Consider the following 26,822-nt stretch of genomic DNA (forward strand, 5'->3'; position numbering starts at 1 on the left):
GCGTTAAACGGAATTTGATTATCTGAGGGTAGGGGATTTCTTTGGGTCGTGGTGCGGATATGACGCCGCCTTTGCGTTGGCGGTTGGGTGCTGCTGGTGGGGTGGCGCTGGTTGTGCTGCTTGTTGACCAGCTGACCAAGCTTGCGGTTCGTGCCGTGGGCGACGCTTTGCATGTGACCGTCATCCCCGGTGTTATCGACTTTATGTTTGTCCGCAATATCGGTGCTGCCTTTAGCATGGGCGAGGGGCATAGCATCGCGTTTGCCGCGCTGGCGTTGGCGGTCATTATCGCTATTGCCGTGTACCTCGTTCGTGCACCCCAGCTCGCCCATCTTGAGGTTGTGGGCATGGCGATGGTTGCGGGCGGTGCTATCGGCAACGCTATCGATCGTTTGGCCTTTGGCTTCGTGACTGATTTTATTGCCACCACCTTCATCGACTTCCCCGTCTTCAATGTGGCCGATATCGGCATCACCGTAGGCGTCGTGCTTGCCCTCTTTGGCTACATGTTCTTGAGCCCCGCGGCCCGTGAGGTCGATGCGACCGCCGAGCTTAACGCTCGTGACGAGGCCCGCGCCAAGCGCAAAGCCAAGCAGCGTGGGGAGCGTGCCCGCAAGATTCGCGAAAGGAATGAGCGCTAATGGCCGACATCCATATCCTTGTTGCCGACGATGCCGCTGGTCAGCGCCTTGACGCCTATCTGGGCGCCAATGACGGCTGCCCTACGCGCTCTGCCTGCGCGCATCTGATCGAGGGCGGCGCCGTAATCGTGAACGGCGAGACCTGTTTGTCAAAAAAGTATGCCGTACGCGCCGGTGACCGCATCTCGGTTGACCTGCCCGAGCCTCACGATCCGACTGACGTGATTCCCGAGGCCATTCCCCTCGATATCCGCTACGAGGACGATTACCTCATCGTGCTTTCCAAGCAGCGCGGCCTGGTGTGCCATCCTGCGCATGGTCATGAGAGCGGTACGCTCGCGAATGCCCTGGTCTATCACTGCGGTATCGACCATCTGGGCACCATGCAGGGTGAGGACCGCCCCGGCATCGTGCATCGCCTGGATCGCGATACCTCGGGCCTTATGCTCGCGGCAAAAGACGACGACACCCAGCGCGCGCTTCAAAATCTCATCCGTACGCGTACGCTCGACCGCCGCTACATTACGCTCGTTCACGGACACATCGCCATGGACGAGGGCACTATCAACACCGGTATTGCCCGCTCAACGCGCGACCGCGTGAAGATGGCGGTTTCTGATGACCCCTTTGCGCGCCAGGCCATCACGACCTTCAAGGTGCTCGAGCGCTTTGATTCCACGCGTTTCGACGACGGCTACACGCTCGTCGAGTGCCACCTTTTTACCGGCCGCACGCATCAGATTCGTGTGCACATGCGCCATATCAACCACGCTTGCGTGGGCGATCCGCTGTACGGCAAGTGCGATGCGCGTGCCGATCAGGGTCTGACCAGGCAATTCCTCCATTCCTGGCGCGTGGCGTTCGATCATCCCGTGACGGGAGAGCGCATTGAGTGCCGCGACGAGCTGCCGTGGGATCTCGCCGCCGTCCTCGACGACTTAGCCCCGCGTTCGCTTGGTCGCACTACTGCCGGCGACGAAATCGTACCGCAGCTCGGTCTGCTCGAAGCCTAGCCAGTATTAGGTGGTTTCTTGAACTCGGTAAGCCTGCGGTAAGATATACGGTTGTTTACGTAACGCGTTCCTGGGAGCCTGCATGCTCGCCTTTTTACAAACCAACACACCCATCGTGATCTTCAACCAGATTGTCGTCACGCTGCTCACGGTCTGCTTCTTGTACCAGGTGGTCTTCTTTGTCATCGGTGCTCTCCGCGGCGAGGTCGCGCCTCCCAAGGCCAAAAAACTCCACCGGTATGCCTTCTTTATTGCAGCACACAACGAGGAGGCCGTTATCGCCAACCTCGTTCGCTCCATCAAGGACCAGGATTATCCGTCCGAGCTCATCGAGGTCTTCGTGGTCGCCGATGCGTGCACCGATAACACCGCGCAGCTCGCGCGCGAGGCGGGCGCTGTCGTGTACGAGCGAAACGACCTGGCCCGTAAAGGCAAGAGCTGGGTCATGGACTTTGGTTTTGACCGCATTCTTAACGAGTATCCCGATACCTTTGAGGGCTACTTTATCTTCGATGCCGACAACGTTATCTCCCGCGATTACGTCTCCAAGATGAATGACGCCTTTGACCAGGGCTTCCATGTGGTCACAAGCTACCGCAACTCCAAGAACTTTGGCAGCTCGTGGATCTCGGCTGCCAACGCCACTTGGTACCTGCGCGAGGCGCGTTTCCTTAACAACGCGCGTAATATCTGCAAGACGTCCTGTGCCGTCTCGGGTTCGGGCTACCTCATCTCCGCCAGTGTTATCGAGGGTATGCACGGCTGGCAGTTCCACACGCTGACCGAGGACATCCAGTTCACTACGTTCTGTGCCATTCACGGCATTCGCATCGGTTATGCGCCGGCGGAGTTTTTTGACGAGCAGCCCGTGACGTTTAAGGCGTCCTGGAAGCAGCGTATGCGCTGGACCAAGGGCTTCTACCAGGTGTTCTTTACCTACGGTAAGCATCTGGTCAAGTCGACCTTCCGTTATCACCGCTTTGCCGCCTACGACATGTTTATGACGATTGCTCCGGGTATGCTGCTGTCCCTGATCTCCATGCTCGCCAACGCGACCTTCCTCATCGTGGGCGGGCTTTCGCACGGCTTCTTGGCCACCGAGGTTGAGATGCAGGCTTGTGCCGCCTCGCTCATTATGACCTTCGCGATGATGTATCAGACCTTCTTTATCCTGGCGCTGCTCACGACTATCTTCGAGTACAAGCACATCCATTGCGCGCAAAAGTGGCGCCTGGTGACCAACCTGTTTACCTTCCCGATCTTTATGTTCAGCTATATCCCCATTACGGTGGCTGCGTTGTTCCTGAAGGTCGACTGGGTCCCGACGCAACACGCCGTCAACGTTACCCTCGACGAGGTCATGCAGGGCGCTAAATAACCACCACCAAAACCACCACGAAGGGGACAGGCACCTTTGTGGTGGTTTTTGCTTTTGAGTGACTGCCCCGGGAGGTGCATGATGTTCTACATCCCATTTTGGATCTGCGCTTTTGCCGGCGCGGTGATTGATGCCCGTGAGCGGCGGTTTCCCAATGAGCTTGCCGGCGTGTGTGCGGTGGCGGCGCTTGCAGGCGTTTGGCTCGACAGAGGTGTTAACACGGCGCTTGACCACGCCGGTCTTGCGGTCATCGTCTACCTTGCCCTTGTGCTCACTGAGTCGCTCTGGCGTCGTGTTCGCCAAGCCTCCGGCATCGGCATGGGGGATGCCAAGGCGCTCTTCGCGCTTTGCACGCTCGACCCTCTGGGGGGCATCGTGGCATTTGCCGTCGCGCTCCTGGTCCTGGCCCTCTCCTGCCTCTTCACAAAATCGCGCTCCCTGCCATTGCTCCCGTTTTTTGTGCCGATTTTTGCCATAATCGAGGTCGTGGGCTGCACATTGTAACCGATTGCGCATCCTTTTTAAGGAGCATGCCATGGCAACTAATCAAGAAACGGCCGTCATTAAGGCGCGCATGGACCGCATTCCCGCGGCGTTGTCGCCCGAGCTGGTCGAGCGTATCGCCGCCGACCGCGCCTCGGGTGTCGTTAATCCTTATCGATGCGGCGATGACCAGGTCATTCGTCGTATTGATCGCGCTGCCGACAAAGGCACGCTCATGCGACCGGCATTTATGCGCGACACCGAAAAGATCCTTCATCTTCCTGCGTACACGCGTTATGCAGGCAAAACGCAGGTCTTTAGCTTTCGCAGCAACGACGATCTGTCGCGGCGCGGCCTTCATGTGCAGCTCGTCTCGCGCATTGCCCGCGATATCGGCCGTGCCCTGGGCCTCAACTGCGATTTGATCGAGGCGATTGGCCTGGGCCACGATTTGGGCCACACGCCCTTTGGCCATGCCGGCGAGCGTTTCCTCAACGATATCTATCACGAGCGTACGGGTCGTTATTTTTTCCATAACGTGCAGTCCGTCCGCGTGCTCGACGAGCTGTACGGCCGCAACGTGTCGCTCCAGGCGCTCGACGGCGTGCTGTGCCATAACGGCGAGTACGAGCAGCGTGTCTTTGAACTCTCGGACATGGTGTCGTTTGACCAGTTCGACCGTACCCTCGAGGACTGCATTGCCACGGGCTATGGCGCGATCGAGCACCTGCGCCCCATGACGCTCGAGGGCTGTGTGGTCCGCATTTCGGATATCCTCGCCTACGTTGGGCGCGATCGCCAAGACGCCATTGCGGCGGGCCTGTTGTCACCCGACGCTTTTGACGATGGCCTGGGCGGGGCTTACAACAGCTGGATCCTCACGCACGCTTCTATCGATATCGTTGAGCATAGCTACGGCAAACCGCGTATCGAGATGAGCGAGGACCTGTTTGAGGAGATCCGGCGGGCGAAGCGCGAGAACTACGAGAAGATCTATAGCAAGGGCGGTATCGAAGGCGACTCCGAAGTGGAACTGCGCGAGGCCTTCGAAAAGCTCTACGACCGTTGCCTGCAGGATATAAACGAGGGTGACGAGTCCTCCTACATCTTTAAGCACCACATTTCGCGTGTTGAGCAGCAGCTTTCCTACTACGATCGCGCCTATGCCTGGCAGGATGACAAGGATCAGGCCGTCGTCGATTACATCGCAAGCATGACGGATGGTTATTTCTGCGAGCTGACGAGCAAATTGTTCCCAGGTCTAAAGTTTCCGCACCGCACCTATATTAACGAACGGTAGTTCGTATCCTTTCGGTATACTGTTGGTCAACAACGATTTTGATTAATGCACGGGATGGCTATGGACGACCTTTTTTCTGCTTCGACGCGCGAGCGCTCCTTTAAAAATGCGCCGCTTGCGGTGCGTATGCGCCCCAATTCGCTCGACGAGTATGTGGGCCAGCAAAAGGCCGTCGGTAAGGGCTCGTGGCTGCGCGCCGCGATTGAGCATGATGTGCTGTCGAGTGTGATTCTGTACGGCCCCGCCGGTACGGGCAAGACGACGCTGGCCCATATTATCGCCAACCATACCAAGAGTGAGTTTGTCGAGGTCAGCGCCGTGACGGGCACCGTGAAGGACCTGCGTCGCGTGATCGACGAGGCAAAGACGCGCCTGAATACGTACGACCGCCGCACCATTCTTTTCATCGACGAGATTCATCGCTTCTCTAAGTCGCAGCAGGATGCCCTGCTGCATGCGGTCGAGAACCGCATCGTCATTATGATTGGCGCCACGACGGAAAACCCGTACTTTGAGGTCAACTCCGCACTGTTGTCGCGTGGGCGCGTGGTAGAGCTTGAGCACCTGAAGGACGAGGATATCGCCACGCTCATTGAGCGTGCGCTCGAGGCGCCGCAGGGTTTAAACGGTAAGTTCTCGGCCGATGAGGATACGGTTAAAACCATTTGCACATTGGCCGCGGGCGATGCTCGCTCAGCACTCACGACGCTCGAGCTTGCGAGCGAGATTGCCGTTACGCGTCCCGATACCGAGGGAACGCCAGCGCCGGCGGCGGGGGAACGCTATCCCATTACCGTCGATGACGTGAAGATTGCCAACCCGCGCCGCGGTTTTTCGTATGACAAAAACGGCGACATGCACTATGACATTATCAGTGCGTTCATCAAGTCCATGCGCGGCAGCGACCCCGATGCCACGATCTATTGGCTCGCGCGCATGATTGACGCGGGGGAGGATCCTAAGTTTATCGCCCGTCGCATTATGATTCAGGCTTCTGAGGATGTTGGCAATGCCGATCCGCAGGCACTTTTGGTGGCACATGCCGCGTTTAAGTCTGCCGAGGTCATTGGCTATCCCGAGTGCCGCATTAACCTGGCTCAGGCTGCACTCTATGTGTGCTTGGCGCCTAAATCCAACGCGTGCGAGGCTTCGATCGATGCGGCGCTGGCCGATATCCACTCTAGTGGGCTTCGCGAGGTGCCGAGTTATCTACGCGATCGCCATCGCCCGGGCAGCGATGAATACGGTGTGTATAAGTATCCGCACGATTATCCCGAAGGCTGGGTCGACCAGCGCTATTTGCCCGAAGGCTTAGAACGCGGTGCATTTTGGCAGCCTGCCGGCCGCGGTTGGGAAGAATGGCGCGTAGAGCAAAGCGAACGCGACCGCAGCGGGAATGCACCGAAGTAGCTGCTGATAATTTTGTCCCACGTTGCTGCTCTTGGCATGTTCGGTCCCCTTTGGGGTACCATGGAAAGCGTTTGTATTTCGATTCCTTTGGGAGGCTTGTATGAGTCCCATTCAAATCGCCTTGCTGCTGCTTGCCGTTGCCGGCGTGTGGGCTATCGTTGAGCTTGCGCTCACCCTGCGCAAAACCCGCACCGTTGTCGACTCGCTCGACAAGACGGTAACCGACCTCAACAATACGATTGCCGAGGCGCAGCCCGTGGTGGCAAAGCTTGATGGCGCCGTTGACGAGCTTACGCCGGCACTTGCCCAGATGGAGCCGCTCCTCAAGTCGAGCAAGACTGCCGTTGATGCTCTGACGTCTAACCTCGTTGAGGTTGAGGCGGTCGTTCGCGACATTTCCGAGGTCACGGGCAGCGTGGCCGAGGCCAGCAATGCCGTATCGAGCGTGACTGATTCTGCTGCTGGCGCCGTGCAGAAGCTCTTCAATAAGGTGAAGGCTCCTGCAGCCGACGCCGATCGCAAGCTCGCCGCTGCCGCTGCCGAGGCCGAGCAGCCCACTGAGCGCGTTCTGATTGGCGACGACGATGCCGCTGCTGACGACGATGATGTTCAGAAGCCCGCTGCTAAGCCTGCTCAGTATTACACCTATACGCCTGCCGAGACCTCCGAGGAGTCCTGCGATGAGTAGCGAAGCAACCTGCCCCATTACGCTGAGCGTTGCTGGTGATCCGCGTCTCGCGCGCTTGGTGCGCATGACGGCCGCCAACGTCGGCGCCCTGTGCTCTATGTCCGTCGATCGCATCGAGGATATCCGCATGGCTGCCGAGGAAGCCTTCATCTTTGGGTGCACCGCGGTCGACTGCGACGACATCACGATCAATTTCGATGTGGACGAATCTCACGTCGGCATGACCTTTACCTTTGGGGAACAGGCCACCGTCGACGAGGATGACCAGGCTACTGTGTATGCCGAGCTCATTCTTGCAAGCGTGTGCGATTCCTACGAAAAGACTGCGGCGCCCCTAACGCTTTCCCTCGACCTCAAGGCGGATATCTAATATGACCGAACGTTCCCGGAGCGGCAAGACCGCTTGGGACAAGGAGAAAACCCGCGAGCTGTTTCGTCGTTATAAGGAGACCGGTGATCCGGATGCCCGCGAGCAGCTCGTCATGTCCCATATGAATCTGGTAAGGTTTCTTGCCAACAAATTTAAGAACCGCGGCGAGCCGCTCGATGACCTTTTGCAGGTCGGGTACTTGGGCTTGCTCAAGGCTATCGACCGCTTTGACCCTGAACGCGGACTCGAGTTCACGACGTTTGCCACGCCCACCATCTTGGGCGAGATTAAGCGCCACTTCCGCGACAAGGGCTGGAGTGTGCGCGTGCCGCGTCGTCTGCAGGAGCTCTCTGCCAAGGTTAACCAGGCCACCGATAAGCTCACCAACGAGCTTCAGCGTTCGCCCAAGGTTGAGGAAATCGCCGATTACCTCGACGTGACTGTCGACGAGGTGCTCGAAGCCATGGAATCGTCCTCGGCCTATACCTCGGTGCCCATCGAGGCTCCCGGCGCGTCCGACTCCGACGATGCTCCCTCGATTCTCGATCGCTATGCCGACGACGACAACGAGCTCGACTTTACCGATGACCGTCTGGTAATCGAGGAAGCCATCCGCGATTTCTCGCCTCGCGAGCGCGAGGTTATCGAGCTGCGTTTTGTGAAGGGCATGACCCAGATCGAGATTGCCAAGAAGCTGGGCATCTCGCAGGTGCAGGTTTCGCGTCTGCTGCGCCGCACGCTTAAGAAGATTCAAGATAAGATTGACCCCGACGGAGTGATGGTTCGTTCATGAGTGAGCACCCCCAACAAATCGACCGCACGCTTCGCGATACCCGCATTCTGACGCTGCGCATTTGGGGCGTCGTCGGCTGCATTGTCATCGCTGCCGTCATCTTTAACCTTATGGGCATCCTGGCACCGGTCATCGAGTTTCTCGCTGTCGGCTCCATCATCGCTTTTGTGATGTCTCCGATCACCAACTGGCTCGAGCATCACGGCGTCGGACGTGGCCTCGGTTCGCTCATCGCGCTCATTGTGGTTGTTGCCGTGCTCGTCGGCGTCGTCTGCATCCTATCGCCTATTTTGCTCGGTCAAATCATGGAAGTCCTGAGCCGCCTGCCCGAGCAGCTTCGTGTTGCGGGTGGTGATCTCAACGAGATGCTCTCGCACGCCAAGACGCTCAACAACACGCCGCTCAAGGAGTATCTGGACGACAATCTTTCTTCGCTGGTTACCGTAGCGTCCAAGTACGTCTCGCAAATCGCTGCGGAGCTCGGCCGCGGCGTGTTTCCGCTCATTACCAACACGGCCTCGCAGCTGTTCGTCATCTTCCTGGGTCTGGTGCTTGCCTACTGGCTTGCCTGCGATTATCCCCGCATGCACCACGAGGTCTGCACCATCATCGGACAGGAAAAAGAGACCTCGTACCGCTTTATGGTTGCCATCCTTTCACGCTCGGTCGGCGGCTATATGCGCGGCATGGTCGTGACGTCCATCTGCGGTGGCTTTTTGGCTTTTATCGGCTTTACGCTCATTGGCCATCCATACGCAGCGCTCATGGCCATCTTTACCGGCATCATGCATTTGGTTCCGGTTGTCGGTCCCTGGGTGAGCGCGGCGATCGCCACGGTGCTCGGTTTTATGTTCAGCCCTATGCTGGCGTTATGGACGCTTGTCGTGACCATGGTGGCTCAAAACGTCACCGATAATGTCATTTCGCCTAAGGTCATGCAGAGCTCGGTGCAGGTGCATCCCGTTATGAGCCTGACGGCTCTCGTTATCGGTTCGGCACTCATGGGTCCCATCGGCATGGTTATCGCCATTCCGCTGTGCGCGGCCCTCAAGGGCATCTTCGTCTACTACTTTGAGAACGAGACCGGGCGTCAGCTCGTGGCATACGATGGCGCCGTGTTTAAGGGCACGCCGTATCGCGATACCGAGGGCAACCCGGTCGCCGCCTACGACGCGCTTGGAGACGATACGTTCATCTATGAGTCCGAGCTCATCGGCAACGAGACCGCGCCCGAGGCCCAGGCCATGCCCAAGCCCGAGCTCGATAATCCCTGGATTAAGCTCTCAGGCCTGCAGCCCGACGCGACGGGTTTCTTTAAGAACCCCTTTGCCAAGGACGACGACACAAGCTCTGACGACGACACCAAAACCGGCATCGACGGCTCCATGGACGATTCGGATTCCAAATAGGCCCTGTTAGCGTTTCTTGATGTTGTAAATAACAATAAACGCGATCAAAGCGATTGATAAGGGGCCAGCCACATAGAAAAAGATGGCGTCAATTGCGCTTAGGGTGTAATACGCTTTATCGCCAGATGTTACTGCGTACAATGCGTAGCCAAATCTCGGCTGGTTCACATACCAGCTCGAGTAAGCGAAGATTGCTAAAAGGGCTACCGAGGTTAGTGCATTCACGACAAACCGTTTGCTATTCATCGATCGCTCCTTCCGGACGATTCTTATATGCAATTATACCGAAATCATTTTTTTCAAAGTATTTGACAGACCTAAATAACGTGCACTTTCGCTGGAGGGTCGCTGTTTGGCGGCCCTCTTTTTTGCACAGGCGCGGTGGGATGGTAATATCGTTACGTTTGAACTGTTTCGATGTGAAACCGAGGAGATTCCCTCTATGAGTGCTGACTACCCGTCAATGACTACGGCCGAGATTCGCTCCAAGTTCCTCAACTTCTTTGAGGAGCGCGGTCTTAAGCTCTATCCTTCTTCGTCCCTCGTCCCTGACGATCCTTCGCTGCTGCTTGCCAACGCCGGCATGAACCAGTTTAAGGAGTACTACCAGGGCAAGAAGACCATGAAGGAGATCGGCGCGATCTCCTGCCAGAAGTGCGTCCGCACCAACGACATCGACTGCATCGGCGAGGACGGCCGTCACCTGTCCTTCTTTGAGATGCTCGGCGACTTCTCCTTTGGCGGCGTCTCCAAGCAGCAGGCCTGCGCTTGGGCCTTTGAGCTCATCACCAAGGAGTTCAAGCTGCCGCTCGACCGCCTGTACTTCACCGTCTTTACCGAAGACGACGAGACCCATGACGTGTGGCGCTCCCTGGGCGTTGCCGAGGATCACATCTCCCGCCTGGGCGAGGACGACAACTTCTGGGCCGCTGGCCCCACCGGCCCCTGCGGTCCGTGCTCCGAGATCTACTTTGACATGGGCGAGGAGGTCGGCTGCGGCAGCCCCGACTGCAAGCCCGGCTGCGACTGCGACCGCTTCCTGGAGTTCTGGAATCTCGTCTTTACCCAGTACGACCGCCAGGAGGACGGCTCCATGCCGGAGCTGCCGCACCGCAACCTCGATACGGGCATGGGTCTGGAGCGCATGGCCGCCATCATGCAGCACAAGACCGCTAACTACGACGGCGATCTGATGCAGCACCTCATCAAGCTGGGCGAGAAGATCAGCGGCAAGACCTATGACGCCGACGATTACTCCGGTGCTAGCCGCTCCCTGCGCATCATCGCCGACCACTCCCGTGCCGTCGACTTTATGATCTCCGACGGCATCCTGCCCGGTAACGAGGGTCGCGAGTACGTCCTTCGCCGCCTGCTCCGCCGTGCCGTGTTCCACGGTCGCCTGCTGGGCATCGAGGGCGCCTTCCTGACCAAGTTTATCGACGAGGTCAACGCCCAGATGGGCGAGGCCTATCCCGAGCTGCTCAAGAACGTCGCGCTCGTTAAGGGCATCGTCGCCTCCGAGGAGGAGCGTTTCTCAACGACGCTCGACAACGGCCGCGTTTACCTGGACGAGGCCCTGGCCGCGCTCGCCGACGGCGCTGTCCTTCCGGGCGATGTTGCCTTTAAGCTTCACGACACCTTTGGTTTCCCCATCGACCTGACCGTCGAGATTGCTGGTACCGCTGGGCACGACGTCGATATGGATGGCTTCACCGCTTGCATGGAGGACCAGAAGGCCCGCGCCCGCGCCAACGCCAAGGGCGATGCCTGGGGCAGCTTCAATGACGTGTGGGTCGAGCTTTCGGACAAGGTCGCTGCGACCGAGTTCGACGGCTATGACAACGACGTCATCGAGGGCGCCAAGGTTGTCGCTATCGTTCGCAACGGTGAGTCCGTTGAGTCCGCTGCCGCGGGCGAGGATGTCGAGGTCGTGCTCGACCACACTCCGTTCTATGCCGAGATGGGCGGCCAGCAGGGTGACGCCGGTGAGCTTTCCGCCGAGGGCGTTGCGCTGACCGTTTCCGATACCAAGAACCACAACGGCCTGTATGCTCACGTCGCCCACGTCACCGAGGGTACGCTGACCGTCGGTACTACCGTGACCGCCGCGCTCGACGCCGAGCGCCGTGGCTTCCTGCGTCGCAACCACACCGCCACGCACCTGCTCGACGCCGCGCTTAAGCAGGTCCTGGGCGAGCATGTCTCCCAGGCTGGCTCGCTGGTGACGCCCGAGCACCTGCGCTTTGACTTCACGCACTTCGAGGCCCTGTCCTCCGAGCAGCTCAAGGCTGTCGAGGACCTGGTCAACCAGCAGATCTTCGCCTCCAAGCCGGTCGTGACCCGCGTCATGGGCATCGACGAGGCCAAGGCCGCCGGTGCTGTCGCCCTGTTTGGCGAGAAGTATGGCGACGTCGTCCGCGTTGTCTCCGTGGGCGCCGAGGACCAGCCGTTCTCCCGTGAGCTTTGCGGTGGCACCCATGCCGCCAACACCGCCGAGATCGGCCTGTTCAAGATCATCTCCGAGTCCTCCACGGGCTCGAACGTCCGCCGTATCGAGGCCGTGACCTCCAAGGGTGCTCTCGACTACATGGCCGACCGTCTGGCGCTCGTCGACGCCGCCGCTGCTGCGCTCAAGTGCCGTGTGGATGAGGTTCCCGCCCGCGTGGAAAACCTGCAGGCTGAGCTGCGCGAGACGTCCAATAAGCTTAAGAAGGCGCTGACCGGTGGCTCCTCCGATGCTATCTCCAGCGCCATCGAGGGCGCCGTCGAGCTCGACGGCTACAAGCTCGTCGTCGCTGAGCTCCAGGGCCTTGAGGCTGCTGACCTGCGAAACGTCTGGGATACCGTGCACCAGAAGGTTGCCGGCCCCGTCGCCTGCGTCGTTGCCAGCGTGACCGAGAAGGGCACCCCGGCTCTGCTCGCCGCCGGCTCCGATGACGCCGTGAAGGCCGGTTTCCACGCCGGTAACGTGATCAAGCAGATCGCGGGCCTGGTCGATGGTCGCGGTGGCGGTCGTCCCAACATGGCCCAGGCCGGTGGCAAGAACGCCGCCGGTATCGCCGATGCCCTCGCGGCCGCCAAGACCGCGCTTGGCGCCTAAGAACATAAGTAGTCGCTGTGGTCGCGCTCGCACTGGACATAGGGGAGACCAGGATTGGCATTGCCGTCTCGAGCCGTGATGGCAAGATGGCAATGCCTGTCAAGGTGCTTCCGGCTGCCGAGGTCACTGGCATGGCCAAGACGTTCAGTTACCTGGTTGAGGACTATGAGCCCGATATCCTGGTAAGCGGACGTCCCTTGACCATGGCCGGTGAGCCCGGTCCCCAGGCCGAGCGCGTCGCCGCCGTGGCCCAAAAGATTGCCGACGAGCTCGAGCTTCCGCTGGAGTTTGAGGACGAGCGTCTGTCCTCGCAGGAGGCCAAGAGAATCCTGCGCGAGCAGGGGCTCAACGAAAAGCAGATGAGGGGCAAGATTGACATGATCGCCGCCAGCCTGTTCTTGCAGACATGGCTCGATCGTAAAAACGAGGAGGTTTCGCATGCCTAGCGCTTCCGATCCGCGCCAGCAGAATCGCTATGGGCAGCCTACGCCGCGCCCTGCCCAGCCTGGCCAGCGTCCGGCACAGCCGACCCAGCGCGCAGCTCAGTCTGCCGCGCGTCCGGTGCAGTCCTCCTCTCGTTCGGCCCAACCTGTTCAACGGACGGGTCAGCAGCCTTCTGCTCGTTCGGTTCAGCATCCGGCTTCTCACGCGGCTCAGCAGCCCACTGCTCGTTCGGCTCAGCCCGCAGGCGGTATTCGCTTTAAGCAGCAGGCACCTACCCAGAGAACGCAGGCCCCCCAATCGCATTCGCATCACGCTCGCGGCTCGCATGGCGTTGCTCCGGCGACCCGCTCGAGCTACAACACGCATGCTCGTCGCGGTGCCCAAAAGAAAAGCTCCCTGGTGCCTATGATTGTCGGCGTCGTGGTGGCCGTAATCGCGCTTGCTGCTATCGCTTTCTTTGTCGTGCCTGCCGTCAAGGGCTTCTTTACCGGTGAGGATACGAAGGTCACGGCTGGTCAGCAGGTTACGGTGACCATTCCCGACGGTGCTTCGGGCGATACGATCGCCTCGATTCTCTCCGAGAACCATATCGTCGAAAATCCTAAGGATTACTACGCGGCGGTGAAAAAGCTCAACGCCGATATGTCGCTTAAGCCTGGCACCTACTCGTTCTCCACGCTCATGGATGCGACCAAGGTCGTCCAGCAGCTCATGGAAGGCCCCAACGCGGGCTCCAATGCGCTGACTATCCCTGAGGGCCTGACAGTCGATCAAGTCGCGGACCGTGTGGCCCAGGCCTACGACAGCATCTCTAAGGAAGACTTCCTCAATCAGGCCAAGGCCTCTAACTACGTGGACGACTATAGCTTCCTTAAGGGCGCCGCCAACGATTCGCTCGAGGGTTTCTTATTCCCCAAGACCTATTCGTTAGGCGATTCGCCGACGGCTGATGACGTGATTCGCGCCATGCTCGATCAGTTTAAGACCGAGTACAAGTCGCTTGACTTTGCGAGCTGCGAAGCCAAGATCAAGGAACGCTACGGTGTGGAGATGTCCGACTACGACATCGTCAACTTGGCCTCTATCGTTGAGCGCGAGGGCCTCAACGCCGATCAACGTGCGCACGTGGCCTCGGTCTTCTACAACCGCCTTGCCGGCAAGCTCGACGGTCTGCGCTATCTCAACAGCGATGCGACCATGATGTATGTCACCGGCGGCGAGGTTACCGCCGACGACCTGCAGAGCGATAGCCCGTATAACACCTATAAGCACGAGGGCCTGCCGCCCACGCCCATCTGCTCTCCGTCGCTCGAGGCGCTCAAGGCTACCCTTGAGCCGACCGACTCCGATGACCTGTATTTCTACATTACACAGGACGAGGAGTATTTCTCGAAGACCTACGAAGAGCACCAACAGTCTTGGAATTGATCATGAGGATTTTTAGCCCCAAACGATATGTTGCCTCAGTCGACCGCATCGACCTCGATACCCTCTGGGCCGACGGCAAGCGCGCCATTCTACTCGACCGCGATAACACCTTGGTTCCGCGCGATACCGAGCAGGTCCCCGCTGCGGTTTCCGCTTGGCTCGAGGCCGCCCATGCCAAGGGCTTTAAGCTGTGCATGGTGTCCAATAACTGGCATCGCGACCAGGTCATGGCATCGGCGCGCGAGCTGGGGCTCGAGGCCATCAGCCACGCCATGAAGCCCGCTCCGTTTGCCCTGAAGGCGGGTCTTAAGCGTCTGGGCTCCACGGCCGACGAGGCCGTGCTGATCGGTGACCAGCTTTATACGGACGTGTGGAGCGGTAACTTTGCCGGCGTTGACACTATTCTGGTCAAGCCGCAGGCAACCCAGGACCTGTGGTACACGCAGATCTTCCGTATCTTTGAGCGCCGGGCCCTGCGCGACCTTCCCTGCGAGGAATAGGTTTCGCCATGTCTCAGCACATCAAACACGGCTGCGACCATATCTTCTTTATCGGATTTTTGGGCGCGGGCAAGTCGACGCTTGCGCGCAACGTGGGCACTATGTTCAAGCGTCGATTCATCGATACCGATCGTTTGGTTGTGCGTCGATGCGGCAAGTCGGTGACCGAGATATTTGAGACCGAGGGTGAGGATCGTTTTCGCGAGCTCGAGACCTCGGCACTCCGTTCGCTTCAAAGCGAGCGCAGCCTGCTGGTATCGTGCGGGGGTGGCATCGTCGAGACGCCGGTGAACATTGAGCTGATGCACGAGATGGGTACCTGTGTGTACCTCGAAGGTGACTTTGAGGACTCGTTGCGCCAGATTCGCCGCTCCGATACCCGGCCCGATTTCCGCTCGCCCGAGCACGCTGCGCGCCTGTTTGAGCATCGCCGTCCGCTGTATCGTCAGGCCGCCGATATTACCCTTGATATTCGCAACAAGTCCTTCGAGGACGTTTCCTACCTTTGTGCCGAGATGCTTTTGGAGCGTGGACTGCTATGATTCGCCGTCAACTTATCAATTTCCAAAACCGCAGTGTCGATGTCCGCGTCGGATTGGGCGCGTTCGAGGAGCTGCCGCGCATGTTTGCCTCGGCTGTGGGCAAGCCTAAGCGCGCGATGGTGGTTTGGAACGACGCTACATCCGAGCGTTTTGGCGAGGTTGTCGAGCATGCGCTGGTCGACGCCGGTTTTGTCGTGTCGATGCTCGTCCTCGAGGTTTCACCTGCCGGTGCTACGCTGGCTGATGCCGATACCGTCTTTGGCGCCCTGTCGGCTAACGGCATCACCTGCGACGATCTCGTTGTCGCTGTCGGCGACACAGCGACCTGCTCGGTCGTTTGCTGGTGTGCCAATCAGTGGTGCGGTCGCACCGAGTGCGCCTTGCTGCCGACGACGTTCGACGCCATGCTTACGGTCGCGACGACCATGAAGCCGCTTGTCGCCTCGTCGGCGAATGCGCTTCCCGCTATCGCGTTCTGTCCCGAGCCGGGCTTGGTCGTGTGTGACCTCGACCTTGTACGCGAGGCGGACCCCGAGGACCTCAAGCTCGGCTATGCGGTACTTGTTGGCACCATGCTTTCGAGTAGTAAGTCCCGCTGGAATCAGTTTACCGAGACCGTTCCTGAGATTCTCGCGGGCGAGGAGGTCGTGCTCGTCAATGCCGTTCAGTGGTCTCAGACTGCCCGCAAGGACGTACTGATGGCCACGAACCCGAGCGCCCGCCATGCGCTCGATTTTGGCAAGACGGGGGAGCGTACCCTGCGCGCCTGCTTGGGCGATGCCGCTTCGCAGGTGCCTGCCTACCAGCTGTTGTCCGAGGGCATGCGCTTTGAGGCGCGCCTAGCACACGATGCCTGCGACTTCGATATCGATTACGTCTTTGAGGTCGATGACTGCCTGGAGGACTTTGGTATCGAGGAGCTTGCCTTCGATCTGGAGCCTGCTGCATATATCGAGGAGTTCCGCAGGCAGCAGTTTGTCCGCTCGAACCGCAGCATGTTGCCGCTGCCCGCGGCACTCGGCGCCATTCGTCTAACGAGCGTTGAGGACGAGGTTCTTGAGCGCCATGCTCACGCCTACTTGGCTTCTCGCAAAGAACTTCTCTAAGATTTATTGACATCCATCGTCTTTCGTATCATGTTGAGGGGCGGGTTTCCAATCGGTTGCGAATCGCGCGCGATTTCGTCGTTCGGTTGAGACCCGTCCCGTCTTTATGGAGACAACAAGAAAGGAATCTGCATGTCTGAGTTTGCTGCCGGTCCTGTCGGTCGTATCGAGCGTGTCCGTGCCCTGATGGTCGAGCGCGGCTACGATGCCATCGTGGTGCGCGACGAGGCCAACCTTCGTTGGCTCACGGGCGTGAAGGGCGTCTTCGATTACACCTTCGAGTTCCCGCACGCGGCGTTTATTACGGCTGACCAGTGCCTGTTCCATACCGACTCGCGCTACCTCAACAGCTTTGAGGAGAACACGCCCGCCGGCAGCCCTTGGGTCTACGACATGGACGAGGGTACCATCCCCGGTTGGGTCGCCGGCAAGATCGCGGCCAACAAGTGCCGCGTCTGCGCTGTCGAGGACGACATGCAGATCAACTTCTACCAGGGCATTCAGCGTGGTCTGGAGGATCGTTCCGTCGCCTGCATGCTGCCGCTGATGCATGACGACATTCGCAAGATGCGCGCCATCAAGGACGCCGAGGAGATCGAGCTCATGCGCCATGCGCAGTCGATCACCGATGCCGCCTTCCAGCATATGCTCGGCTTTATTAAGCCCGGCATGACCGAGAAGCAGGTTCGCAACGAGCTCGAGAACTTTATGTTCGCCAACGGCGCCGATAGCCTTGCCTTCGGCTCCATCGTGGCGAGTGGTCCCAACACCGCCAACCCGCATGCCGTGCCGAGCGACCGCGTGATCGAGAAGGGCGATTTCGTTCTTATGGATTACGGCGCGGGCTACTGTGATTACCGCTCCGACATGACACGCACCGTCGTGATGGGCGAGCCTACCCAGGAGCAGCTCGACCTGTACGCGCTCGTGCGCCGTACACACGAGGAGTGCGTCGCCGCCATCCATCCGGGCGTGGAGGGCAACGACATTTTCAAGCTTTCCAAGAAGATCATCGGCGATGCCGGCTATGGCGATTACTACAACCATGGTCTGGGTCACGGCGTGGGCATCGACATCCATGAGCTGCCCAACTTCAACCGCAGCAAGAACACCATCGAGGTCGGCTCGGTTATCACCATGGAGCCTGGCGTGTATCTGCCCGGCGTGGGCGGCGTGCGCCTGGAGGACTACGGCGTGGTCACCGAGAACGGCTATGAGCCCTTCACCAAGACCCCGCACGACCTGCACATTATCGATTGCTAGCTCATTTCGATAGATTTTTGGGGCGGGGTGTCCGGAGCAATTCGGGCGCCCCGCGTTCTCTTTTTATGCGCTCGCTGCAGGCGCCGTCTGCAAGTGTATAATTTCGGTCGTATGTAAATTGGACGCTTGTGCGTTCTGCCCATAACAAGAAAGGTCGCTATGCCTACCATTTCTACCGCCGACTTCAAGAACGGCCTCGGTCTCCGCATTAAGGACAAGGTCTACACCATTGTCGAGTTCCAGCATGTCAAGCCGGGCAAGGGCGGCGCGTTTGTGCGCTACAAGACCCGCGACATCAAGAGCGGCCGCGTCGTCGAGAACACCTGCAACGCCGGCACCAAGTTCGAGAGCGTCATGCTCACCACCCGTGAGTTCCAGTACCTCTACAACGATGGCGCCGACTACATCTTCATGGACAATGAGACCTATGAGCAGGTTCCTGTTCCCGAGGACATGGTGGGCGAGAACTCCAAGTGGCTGCGCGAGAACGACATTTGCCAGCTGCTCTTCGCCGACGATGAGCTCATGGGCGTGACCCCGCCGATGTTCATCGAGACCACCATCGTCCAGACCGACCCGGGCTTTAAGGGCGACACCGTCCAGGGCTCCACCAAGCCGGCCACGATCGACACCGGCGCTGTCATCCAGGTCCCCATGTACCTCAACGAGGGCGAGGTCATCAAGGTTGACACCCGCGACGGCAAGTTCGTCTCCCGCGTCTAGCAACCAACTCTTCTAGGAGGACTCATGCCCCAGGAAATCAAGATTGACGGCATCGGCATTTCGCCCGATGTTCTGACCGCCATCGTCTCGCGCGCCGTGTCCGATGTCGAGGGCATCGCCTCCGTTGGCGTCAAGGACCTTGCCACCAACCTTGTCTCCATGATGCTCTCGTCTAAGGCCCCGGCTTCCGAGCCGGCGGTCGAAGCCGAGGTCGTCGGCGACAAGCTCGCACTCACCGTGCGTGTCGTGGTGTTCTTTGGCTATCCGTTCAAGAAACTCGCCGAGGCCGTTCGCGCAGCCGTGGTTGCCGCCATCGATGCCCAGGTGGGCGTCGAGGTCGAGCGCGTTGACGTTTGCATCGACGGCCTCGTTTTCCCCAAGGAGTAACCTTTGAGCCTTAAGGTTTATCGCGGGCGTACGCTTGCCCGCAGTCAGGCGCTGCAGCTGCTGTTCCAGGCCGAGGCCACGGACAGCCCGCTCGAGCGCGTCCTCGAGGGCGATTTCCTGATCTCGAAGGGTCCCCTCGACCCCTATGCGCTGGAGCTTTGTCGCGGTGCCTACGAGCATATCGATCACATCGACTGTGCCCTTCGCGCCGTCGCCAAGAACTGGGATCTTATGCGCATGCCCGGCGCCGACCGCAACCTGCTGCGTATCGCCGTCTACGAGATGCGCTTCCTCACCGACGAGGAGGTCTCGGACGCTATTGTTATCAACGAGGCCGTCGAAATCGCTAAGGCTTATGGCACCGACCAGTCCGCATCGTTTGTCAACGGCGTGCTGGGCAAGATCGCTCGCAGCGAGGAGCTGCCGGGTGAGGATTTGTACCAAGAGCTGCTGGCCGAGGATCGCGCTCGCGAGGAGGCACAGGCTGCCGAGGCGGCCGCCAAGGTCGCTGCCGCTCAGGCTGCTGCCGGTGTACTTGCCGAGGATCCGGACGCTGCTGAGGCCGTCGAGGCCGACTCCGTCGAGGAGTAGCCATGCCAGAGGGTTCCGTCCGCAACTTCGATGAGATCTCGGATCGCCTGGACCAGATCATCGCCACCGTTCGCTCCAAGGATACGTCCCTGGAGCGTTCGCTCGATTTGTTTGACGAGGCGATTGAGCTTGGTTCCCGTGCGGTCGATATGGTCGACAAGTTTGAGCTGACGCCGCGTGAGGCCGACAAGCTCGAGCAGGAATACGATGAGGATGCGGCAAACGAGTCCCAAGATAGACAGGCTGCATCCCCGGATACGAATGGTTGATGGCATTCATGAAACGCGTGCGTCTCGATGACGAACTGATTTCACAGGGCATCTGCGCCGATCGCGCGGATGCCCTTCGCACTCTTATGGCCGGCTTGGTCTCGAGCGGCGGTGAGCGTTTGACCTCTCCGGGGCTTAAGGTGATGCCGGGCCTGCCACTGCACGTTAAGGGGCGCATTCCGTACGTTGGGCGCGGTGGCCTTAAGCTCGAGGGTGCGCTCGATGCGTTTTGTATCGATCCCACGGGCCTTGCCTGCCTGGACGTAGGTTGCTCTACCGGCGGCTTTACCGATTGCCTGCTCAAGCGCGGTGCTGCGACTGTTGTCTCGGTCGACGTGGGCCGTGCTCAGTTCGACTGGTCGCTTCGCCAGGACGATCGCGTGACGCTGCACGAGCGCACGAATGTGACGCAGCTGCCCGAGCTCGGCTACGGCGATGCAATCGACCTGGCCGTGTGCGACGTGTCGTTTACGAGCATCGCGAACATCATCGACGCCGTGCTGGCATGCCTGACGCCGACGGGGTCGTTCTGCACGCTCGTGAAGCCGCAGTTTGAGGCTCCGGCGGCGCTGGTGGGCGAGGGCGGTATCGTGACAGATCCCACTGTGCGTGTTGACACGCTCGTGGCGGCGATTGAGCTGTTCACCGCAAAAGGCTTGTTCCCGGTCGACGTGTGCGTGTCGCCCATCCATGGCGCTAAGGGTAACGTGGAGTTTTTCTTGTACGGCACGAGACTTGCCCCCGGCGGACGCTCCGATGACGAATTGCAATCCCAGGTATCGGCTTTGAGCGAGAAAGCTGCAACGCTATGAAGGTCTTTCTGGTTCCCAATTACTACAAGCAAGAGGCGGTCGAGAGCGGCCTGATGCTCGAGCATTGGCTGACGCGCCAGGGCTACGAGGTCGCATGGGCGGCCGATCAGCGCTCGAAGATTCAGAGCACGCCCGATGTCGACGATGCCGACCTGGTCATTACGCTCGGCGGCGACGGCACGCTGCTGCGCGCCGCCCGCATTCTCAACTACCGTGAGATTCCCATTTTGGGTCTTTCCTATGGTCACCTGGGCTTTTTGACGGCGGCCAGTCCCGAGGAACGCGACGTTTTGCAGGTTGTGAGCGATGCCCTGTCCGGTGAGCTCCACGTGAGTCGCCGCGCCACCATCGCCGCAGATATCGTTTCCGTGCGCGAGGACGGCACCAAGGATGTCGTGCGTTCTTTTGCCCTCAACGACATGGCGCTTACGCGCGGGCCGCTTTCCGATATGGTCGAGTTCGACATCACCGTGTCGGGCCACCATATCGACCGCTTGCGTGGCGACGGTGTGGTCGTATCGACGGCGACCGGCTCCACCGGCTATGCGCTTTCAGCCGGTGGTCCCATCGTAAGCCCCGATTACACGGGTATGGTTTGCGTGCCCATCGCGCCGCACACCATTCAAGCTCGTGCCTTTTTGACCTCGCCAAGCGATGTCGTCGAGATCTTTATGTCTGACGACCGCCCGAGTGTGCCTGCCATCGCTATCGACGGACAGTTTATTACCTGCGACGGCACGGTCGAGAGCGTGGCCGTGCGTCGCGGTCCCGGCGATGTGCTGTTGCTCGACTATGGCCCCGAAAGCTTCTATAACTCGGTGAGCCGCGTATTCTACGGAGTTCGTCATGATCGATGAGCTGCAGGTTTCAAACATTGCACTCATTCGCGAGGCGACGCTGGTGCCCAGCACAGGCCTAACGGTTTTGACTGGCGAGACTGGCGCCGGCAAGACCGCGCTGCTCTCGGCGCTTAAGCTCATTTTGGGCGAGCGTGCCGATTCGTCGACCGTGCGCGAGGGCGAGGCGCTTGCGAGCGTCGAGGCTCGCCTGTTCGATGGCCCGCACGACGCGGAGGGCTTCACCGTGCAGCGCAGCCTTTCTGCCGAGGGCCGCAGCCGCGTCAAGATTGACGGCCGCATCGCCAGCGTGCGCGAGCTTTCCGAGCGCGTCGGCGTGATGATGGATCTTTGCGGCCAGCACGAGCATCAGCGCTTGCTCGATCCGGCGCATCATGTTGCTATGGTCGATGCCTGGGCTGGTCGCTCTGCGCTCGAGGCGCTGGAAAAGTACCGTGCCTGCCTTAAGGCGTCGCGTGCGGCTGCCAAGGAGGTCCGTCGCGTAGAGGAGGCGTCGCGTGCGCAGGGGAGTCGCGTCGAGGAGGCGCGCTTCGCCCTGGAGCGTATCGCCGAGGTCGACCCCAAGCCGGGTGAGTATGAGGAGCTCGAGGAGCTGCTGCCGCGCTCCGAACATGCCGAGGTACTGGTTGCCACAGCTAACGATGCCCATGCATCGCTTGCTGCCGAAGGGGGAGCGCTCGATGCCGTGAACGGCGCCGTGGCAGAACTGTCGCGCATGGCTACCGTCGATCGCAAACTGGGTGTCATCGCCGACGCACTTTCGGATGCCTGCATCTCACTCGAGGATTGCGCCAACGAGCTGCGTGCTTATCGCGATGGCGTTGCGTTCGATCCTCGCGAGCTCGCTCGCATGCGCGAGCGGTATTCCGACCTCAAGGGCCTGCTGCGTCAGTGGGGTCCCACCATGGGCGACGTGTTTGCCATGCGCGATCGCTCGCGGGAGTTGTTATCGCTGGTGGACGATGGTGACGAGCAGATTAGGAAGGCGCGCGAGGCACTTGGCGCGGCGGAGCGCGAACTGTTCGCTGCTGCCAAGGCGCTTAAGCGCGCACGCAATACGGCAGCCCCGCGTTTTTGTCACGAGGTGGGTCGTCAGATGGCGCGCCTGGAGATGGGCGGCGCTGAGCTGGTCTGGGAGTCCCGCGATCTCCCTCGCGCTGAGTGGACACCCGCGGGCCCTTCGAGCTACGAGCTTCTGTATCGCAGCGGTGCCGGCCTCACACCGCGCCCTCTGCGCCGCATCGCCTCGGGCGGTGAGCTGAGCCGCGTTATGCTGGCGAGCAAGGTGGTTTTGGGTAATGCCGATGGTGTCGATACGCTCGTGTTTGATGAGGTCGATGCCGGTGTCGGTGGTTCCACGGCTCGTGCTCTTGCTGGTGTGCTGGCCGATCTTGCCGCCACGCATCAGGTCATCGTCGTAACCCACCTGGCGCAGGTCGCCGTTATGGCCGACAAACACTACGTGGTGAGCAAGGAATCCGGCAACGTTCCTCAGACGCATCTGGACGAGGTGACTGGGGACGCCCGTACCGCCGAGATTGCCCGCATGCTCAGCGGCGATCAGTCGGAGGCAAGCCTAGCGCACGCCAGGCAGATGTTGGAAGAAGCGCGTGCTTAGGCCGAACCGTTACATGTATGTTCGACCCGGCCGCCACGAAACCGGCCCATCTACTACGTTTAATAGGCTTTCGTCAACCACGCCAAGAATTGCAAAGAGAAAACCGCAGGTAGAACGCCTGCGGTTTTCTCTATTTTCGGTATGTGGTTGGGCTATACGGATAAAACGTAGTAGATGGGCCCGTTTCGTGGCTGGTGCTGTTTGTCGGCTCCCCAAAATGTCTACTCCACGACCTTGTCCGGCTGGATGAGCTCCTCGTAGTAGCTGATATGTTCGCGAGCGTCTTCAATCTCGGGCAGCAGGAAGTTGTAGATAACTTCGATGATCATCGTGGCGCTGATCTTGGAGAACGCAAAGTCACCCGTCGTCAGCAGCGCCTCGTGGTTGACGGTATTAAAAGTGTAGTCTGCCAGGCGCGCGAGTGGAGACTTGCTGTCGCTGCTGATGACGACTACGGTGGCACCGCAGTCGCGAGCTGCTTTTGCCATGCGATTCAGTCGGCGCGATTTGCCGGAGTTTGAGATGAGCACGATGACGTCACCGGGGCGCAACGTGAGTGCAAAGCCGATTGATGTCTCGCTAATGGTGCTCGCCATGCAGCGCAGGCCCAGCTGCGAAAACTTAAACGTCGCATCGAGCGCGACTGCGTTCGTATTGCCCACAGCCGCAAACTCAATAACCCCTGCATACTTAAGGGCATGTACAACAGCCGCCAGCGTATCGTGGTCGATCCCGTCGATGGTCGCATTAAGCTCGCTCACCTTTGCAGCCAGGATGTTCTTAAGGCTCTGCTCCATGTTGTCGAGCGAGACTTCGTCAGTCAGGCCCTCGTTGCGCTGACTCTCCAAGTCGCGCGCCAACGAAAACTGAAAGCTGCGGAAGCTGCCAAAGCCCAGCTTGCGGCAGAAGCGCGAAACGGTCGCCTCGGACGTGGCGGCGGCTCGTGAGAGCTGGGCGGCCGTCAGGCGCGGCGCCTCGGACTGGTGCTCCAATATATAGTCGACAATGCGCTGCTCGGACTCGCTGTATCCCTGGTGGGTACTAATGAGGGAAAGTGCGCTCTTGCTACTATCGGTCATGGATGGCTCCTGGTTGGCATGAAAAATGGACTCGTTTGTAATGTCATAGTATAGGGGGATTTTCAATTACAAGATACACCTTGCCGTTTCAAGTGTTGATGGTAAACTTTCATTTACCGTTTACGGTTATGAAAGAACCTTTCACCGGAGAATTGCGCCTTGTCTCTTCTCACGCGGACGGTAGGTTGGTATCTTTCAGTTGTGGAAAAGCGCGCAAGGACGCGCGTGTAGGGGAGCGCCTGCGGGCGCAGTACTCAAGAAGGAGGGACACATGGCTAAGTTTGACATCATCGCCGCCACCGGTTGCCCGACCGGTATCGCGCACACCTTCATGGCGAAGGAGGCGCTAGAGAAGGCAGCTGCCGAGCGCGGTCTGACCATTAAGGTCGAGACCCATGGCCAGGTCGGTGTCGAGAACGAGCTCACCAAGAGCGAGATCGCTGGCGCCAAGGCCGTTGTCGTCGCAGCCGATAAGGATGTCCAGGCTGAGCGTTTCGCCGGCAAGCCCATGGTTTCCGTTGGTGTTTCCAAGGCCCTGTCTGTTGAGGCCGCCGGTAAGCTGATTGACCGCGCGCTCGCCGCCAAGAGCGACGGCACGGTTGCAGCCGCTGCCGATGTCGAGGACGAGGTCGAGGAGAAGGAGTCTATCGGCCACGTCATCTATAAGCACCTTATGAACGGCGTCAGCCATATGCTGGTCTTCGTCGTTGCCGGTGGTGTTCTGACCGCCGTCTCGTTCCTGTGGGGCATTACGTCTTTCGATTCGACTGCGTCTGACTACAACAGCTTTGCTGCGATGCTCAAGATCATCGGCGGCATCGCCATGAACCTCATGGTTCCGGTGCTTTCCGCCTACATCGCCGAATCCATCGGCAAGCGTCCTGCGCTCGTCCCCGGTTTTGTTGCCGGTATGATCGCCATCCAGGGCCTGCCTGTTAACGCCGAGACCGGTATGATCGACGCCGGTGGCGCCGGCGTGGGTTTCGGCTTCCTGGGCGGCATCGTCGGCGGCTTCCTCGCCGGCTATGTCATCCTGCTGCTCGAGAAGGTCTTTGCCGGTCTGCCCAAGAACCTGGACGGCCTCAAGGCCATCTTCCTGTACCCGCTGTTCTCGACGGCTATCGTCGGCCTGGTCATGCTCGGTATTTCCGGCCCCATGGCTGCCATCAACACCGCCATGATGGACTTCCTCAAGGGCCTGTCCGCCTCTGGCGCCGTTGTCCTGGGTCTTGCCATCGGCTGCATGTGCGCCTTTGACATGGGTGGCCCGGTCAACAAGGCTGCTTACGTCACCGGTACCGCTATGCTCACCGAGGCACTGGCTGCTGGCGTTGGCACCGATACCTACAACTTCGGCACCAACTTCATGGCTGCCGTCTCCGCCGCTTGCATCGTTCCGCCGCTGATCACCACCTTCGCCGTCGTTGTCGGCAAGAAGTACTTCAGCCAGGAGGATCACGACGCCGGTATCGTCAACCTCATCCTTGGTTGCACCCACATCACCGAGGGCGCCATTCCGTTCATGACCAAGAACATCTGGCCCGTCATGCCCATCATGATGCTCGGTTCCTCTATCGCTTCGATCCTGACCATTATGTTCAACGTTCACGACCCGGCGCCTCACGGTGGCTTCCTGGTCCTGCCCGTTGTCGAGAACGGTCCGCTGTGGGTCCTCGCGATCCTCATCGGCGCTGTGGTCGGTGGCATCCTGTTCGTGGCCTTCAAGAAGTACGACTTCGAGAAGAACCAGAAGGCCGCTCCTGCAGCCAAGCCGGTTGAGGCTCCCAAGGCCGCTGCCGTCGAGGCCCCCAAGGCCGAGGCTGCCGACTTCGTGAAGGTCGAGAATGTCTTTGTCGCCGAGGACTTCGCTTCTCGTGACGAGGCTCTGAGCTTCGTTTCCAACCAGGCCGTCAAGGCCGGTATCGCCAGCGACGCCGACGCCGTCATGAACGCCTTCCTGGCCCGCGAGGCCGAGGGCACCACGGGCATGATGGAGGGCTTCGCCATCCCGCATGCCAAGTCCGGCGCCATTACCGAGGCTGCCGTCATCGTCGTTAAGGACGAGTCCGGCGTGACCGGTTGGGATACCATGGACGGCGCTCCCGTCAACGTGGCCATCGCTCTGCTCATCCCTGGTGCACAGGCTGGCACCACGCACCTCAAGATCCTGTCCAAGGTCGCCGAGGCGCTCATGGACGAGGACTTCCGTGCCACCGTCAAGGGTTCCACCGACGCCGCCGAGATCGCCAAGACGATCAACGCCCGCCTGGTCTAATCCCACAGTACGCGAATAACATCGCCCCCTGTAACAAAGGCGAGGACTCCACCAGGAGCCCCCGCCTTTTTCTATTCCCTCCCATAAGTCGCGGTGAAATGGGGACTGTTTAAACGATTCAACCCCAAATTCAGTCCCTATTTCACCGCAACTTACAAAAGGGCATAGAGTGAGCTGCCTATCGAGTCTTTGTCGCGAACAAGTCATCAGCCAGAATTCCGTTCGCACGATATTACTTTGGACCGACCGAGTTTCCGCAGTTTGCTCGCCCCGGACCCCGCGCGCGGGGGCCATGAGATTTATCGCGAGTTCCGCACGAGCCGAAGAGCACTTAATGTGCTCT

Annotated in this window: 27 protein-coding genes; 25 read left to right on the plus strand and 2 right to left on the minus strand. The window is 59.8% G+C overall.

Going from position 1 to position 26,822, the window contains the following annotated elements:
* Nucleotides 1-59 precede the first annotated feature (59 nt).
* The 10 genes from lspA (at nucleotide 60) to DW661_RS03295 (ending at nucleotide 9,485) form a co-directional block, all read left to right on the plus strand.
* Entirely contained in the window at nucleotides 60-641 is a 582-nt protein-coding gene (gene lspA, locus DW661_RS03250) for a signal peptidase II (RefSeq protein ID WP_118934602.1), read from the plus strand.
* Complete coding sequence (locus DW661_RS03255) at nucleotides 641-1,654, plus strand: RluA family pseudouridine synthase (RefSeq protein ID WP_118934604.1); 1,014 nt, start codon at nucleotides 641-643, stop codon at nucleotides 1,652-1,654. The genes lspA and DW661_RS03255 overlap by 1 nt, the downstream gene beginning before the upstream one ends.
* Before the next feature lie 82 nt (nucleotides 1,655-1,736).
* Nucleotides 1,737-3,032, plus strand: a complete 1,296-nt coding sequence (locus tag DW661_RS03260; protein ID WP_117786779.1) for a glycosyltransferase family 2 protein — start codon at nucleotides 1,737-1,739, stop codon at nucleotides 3,030-3,032.
* 78 nt (nucleotides 3,033-3,110) lie between these two features.
* The gene (locus DW661_RS03265) at nucleotides 3,111-3,536 is read left to right on the plus strand and encodes a prepilin peptidase (RefSeq protein WP_118934606.1); all 426 of its coding nucleotides are present in this window, start codon (nucleotides 3,111-3,113) and stop codon (nucleotides 3,534-3,536) included.
* A gap of 31 nt (nucleotides 3,537-3,567) precedes the next feature.
* Entirely contained in the window at nucleotides 3,568-4,815 is a 1,248-nt protein-coding gene (locus tag DW661_RS03270; protein ID WP_118934608.1) for a deoxyguanosinetriphosphate triphosphohydrolase family protein, read from the plus strand.
* A 60-nt stretch (nucleotides 4,816-4,875) separates the two neighbouring features.
* Nucleotides 4,876-6,225: a replication-associated recombination protein A gene (locus DW661_RS03275; RefSeq protein WP_199584835.1), complete on the plus strand. Its 1,350-nt coding sequence runs from the start codon at nucleotides 4,876-4,878 to the stop codon at nucleotides 6,223-6,225.
* Between the two features lie 100 nt (nucleotides 6,226-6,325).
* Entirely contained in the window at nucleotides 6,326-6,913 is a 588-nt protein-coding gene (locus DW661_RS03280; RefSeq protein ID WP_117639347.1) for a hypothetical protein, read from the plus strand.
* Complete coding sequence (locus DW661_RS03285) at nucleotides 6,906-7,283, plus strand: ATP-binding protein (protein ID WP_089571730.1); 378 nt, start codon at nucleotides 6,906-6,908, stop codon at nucleotides 7,281-7,283. Before DW661_RS03280 ends, DW661_RS03285 begins: the two co-directional genes overlap by 8 nt.
* A gap of 1 nt (nucleotide 7,284) precedes the next feature.
* Entirely contained in the window at nucleotides 7,285-8,076 is a 792-nt protein-coding gene (locus DW661_RS03290; RefSeq protein WP_118934612.1) for an RNA polymerase sigma factor SigF, read from the plus strand.
* Nucleotides 8,073-9,485: an AI-2E family transporter gene (locus DW661_RS03295; protein WP_118934614.1), complete on the plus strand. Its 1,413-nt coding sequence runs from the start codon at nucleotides 8,073-8,075 to the stop codon at nucleotides 9,483-9,485. The genes DW661_RS03290 and DW661_RS03295 overlap by 4 nt, the downstream gene beginning before the upstream one ends.
* Nucleotides 9,486-9,491: 6 nt before the next feature.
* Here the strand turns inward: DW661_RS03295 and DW661_RS03300 are convergent, their stop codons facing one another.
* Complete coding sequence (locus DW661_RS03300; protein ID WP_089571736.1) at nucleotides 9,492-9,731, minus strand: hypothetical protein; 240 nt, start codon at nucleotides 9,729-9,731, stop codon at nucleotides 9,492-9,494.
* 196 nt (nucleotides 9,732-9,927) lie between these two features.
* Here DW661_RS03300 and alaS point away from each other — a divergent pair, with 196 nt between their 5' ends.
* The 14 genes from alaS (at nucleotide 9,928) to DW661_RS03370 (ending at nucleotide 23,125) form a co-directional block, all read left to right on the plus strand.
* Nucleotides 9,928-12,585 (plus strand): alanine--tRNA ligase, encoded by a 2,658-nt coding sequence (gene alaS / locus DW661_RS03305; RefSeq protein WP_118934616.1) that lies wholly within the window; start codon nucleotides 9,928-9,930, stop codon nucleotides 12,583-12,585.
* Between the two features lie 17 nt (nucleotides 12,586-12,602).
* Entirely contained in the window at nucleotides 12,603-13,031 is a 429-nt protein-coding gene (gene ruvX / locus DW661_RS03310; RefSeq protein WP_117716063.1) for a Holliday junction resolvase RuvX, read from the plus strand.
* Entirely contained in the window at nucleotides 13,024-14,457 is a 1,434-nt protein-coding gene (gene mltG / locus DW661_RS03315; protein ID WP_233547444.1) for an endolytic transglycosylase MltG, read from the plus strand. Before ruvX ends, mltG begins: the two co-directional genes overlap by 8 nt.
* Before the next feature lie 2 nt (nucleotides 14,458-14,459).
* Entirely contained in the window at nucleotides 14,460-14,957 is a 498-nt protein-coding gene (locus tag DW661_RS03320; RefSeq protein ID WP_117637704.1) for a YqeG family HAD IIIA-type phosphatase, read from the plus strand.
* Nucleotides 14,958-14,965: 8 nt separating this feature from the next.
* The gene (locus tag DW661_RS03325; protein ID WP_099431675.1) at nucleotides 14,966-15,499 is read left to right on the plus strand and encodes a shikimate kinase; all 534 of its coding nucleotides are present in this window, start codon (nucleotides 14,966-14,968) and stop codon (nucleotides 15,497-15,499) included.
* Nucleotides 15,496-16,605: a hypothetical protein gene (locus tag DW661_RS03330; RefSeq protein WP_118934620.1), complete on the plus strand. Its 1,110-nt coding sequence runs from the start codon at nucleotides 15,496-15,498 to the stop codon at nucleotides 16,603-16,605. The genes DW661_RS03325 and DW661_RS03330 overlap by 4 nt, the downstream gene beginning before the upstream one ends.
* 132 nt (nucleotides 16,606-16,737) lie before the next feature.
* Nucleotides 16,738-17,868 carry a Xaa-Pro peptidase family protein gene (locus tag DW661_RS03335; RefSeq protein WP_118934622.1) on the plus strand — a complete coding sequence of 377 codons (1,131 nt, stop codon included), beginning with the start codon at nucleotides 16,738-16,740 and terminating at the stop codon, nucleotides 17,866-17,868.
* Between the two features lie 159 nt (nucleotides 17,869-18,027).
* Nucleotides 18,028-18,591 carry an elongation factor P gene (gene efp / locus DW661_RS03340; protein ID WP_117806186.1) on the plus strand — a complete coding sequence of 188 codons (564 nt, stop codon included), beginning with the start codon at nucleotides 18,028-18,030 and terminating at the stop codon, nucleotides 18,589-18,591.
* A gap of 24 nt (nucleotides 18,592-18,615) precedes the next feature.
* The gene (locus DW661_RS03345) at nucleotides 18,616-18,978 is read left to right on the plus strand and encodes an Asp23/Gls24 family envelope stress response protein (protein ID WP_006233982.1); all 363 of its coding nucleotides are present in this window, start codon (nucleotides 18,616-18,618) and stop codon (nucleotides 18,976-18,978) included.
* A 3-nt stretch (nucleotides 18,979-18,981) separates the two neighbouring features.
* Complete coding sequence (gene nusB / locus DW661_RS03350) at nucleotides 18,982-19,569, plus strand: transcription antitermination factor NusB (RefSeq protein ID WP_118934624.1); 588 nt, start codon at nucleotides 18,982-18,984, stop codon at nucleotides 19,567-19,569.
* Nucleotides 19,570-19,571: 2 nt separating this feature from the next.
* Nucleotides 19,572-19,838, plus strand: a complete 267-nt coding sequence (locus tag DW661_RS03355; protein ID WP_089571754.1) for an exodeoxyribonuclease VII small subunit — start codon at nucleotides 19,572-19,574, stop codon at nucleotides 19,836-19,838.
* An 8-nt stretch (nucleotides 19,839-19,846) separates the two neighbouring features.
* On the plus strand, nucleotides 19,847-20,650 hold the full coding sequence (locus DW661_RS03360) for a TlyA family RNA methyltransferase (protein WP_118934638.1): 804 nt from the start codon (nucleotides 19,847-19,849) through the stop codon (nucleotides 20,648-20,650).
* Complete coding sequence (locus DW661_RS03365) at nucleotides 20,647-21,507, plus strand: NAD(+)/NADH kinase (RefSeq protein WP_118934626.1); 861 nt, start codon at nucleotides 20,647-20,649, stop codon at nucleotides 21,505-21,507. Before DW661_RS03360 ends, DW661_RS03365 begins: the two co-directional genes overlap by 4 nt.
* Nucleotides 21,497-23,125: a DNA repair protein RecN gene (locus tag DW661_RS03370; RefSeq protein WP_118934628.1), complete on the plus strand. Its 1,629-nt coding sequence runs from the start codon at nucleotides 21,497-21,499 to the stop codon at nucleotides 23,123-23,125. The genes DW661_RS03365 and DW661_RS03370 overlap by 11 nt, the downstream gene beginning before the upstream one ends.
* A 221-nt stretch (nucleotides 23,126-23,346) precedes the next feature.
* On the opposite strand, the gene DW661_RS03375 is transcribed toward DW661_RS03370, so the two are convergent.
* Nucleotides 23,347-24,204, minus strand: coding sequence for a MurR/RpiR family transcriptional regulator (locus tag DW661_RS03375; RefSeq protein ID WP_117639502.1), 858 nt, complete (start codon nucleotides 24,202-24,204; stop codon nucleotides 23,347-23,349).
* Between the two features lie 271 nt (nucleotides 24,205-24,475).
* On the opposite strand from DW661_RS03375, the gene DW661_RS03380 reads away from it, so the two are divergent.
* On the plus strand, nucleotides 24,476-26,479 hold the full coding sequence (locus DW661_RS03380) for a fructose-specific PTS transporter subunit EIIC (protein WP_118934630.1): 2,004 nt from the start codon (nucleotides 24,476-24,478) through the stop codon (nucleotides 26,477-26,479).
* The last annotated feature ends 343 nt before the right edge of the window (nucleotides 26,480-26,822 follow it).

It is taken from the genome of Collinsella sp. AM24-1 (assembly GCF_003470325.1).
Classification (GTDB): domain Bacteria; phylum Actinomycetota; class Coriobacteriia; order Coriobacteriales; family Coriobacteriaceae; genus Collinsella.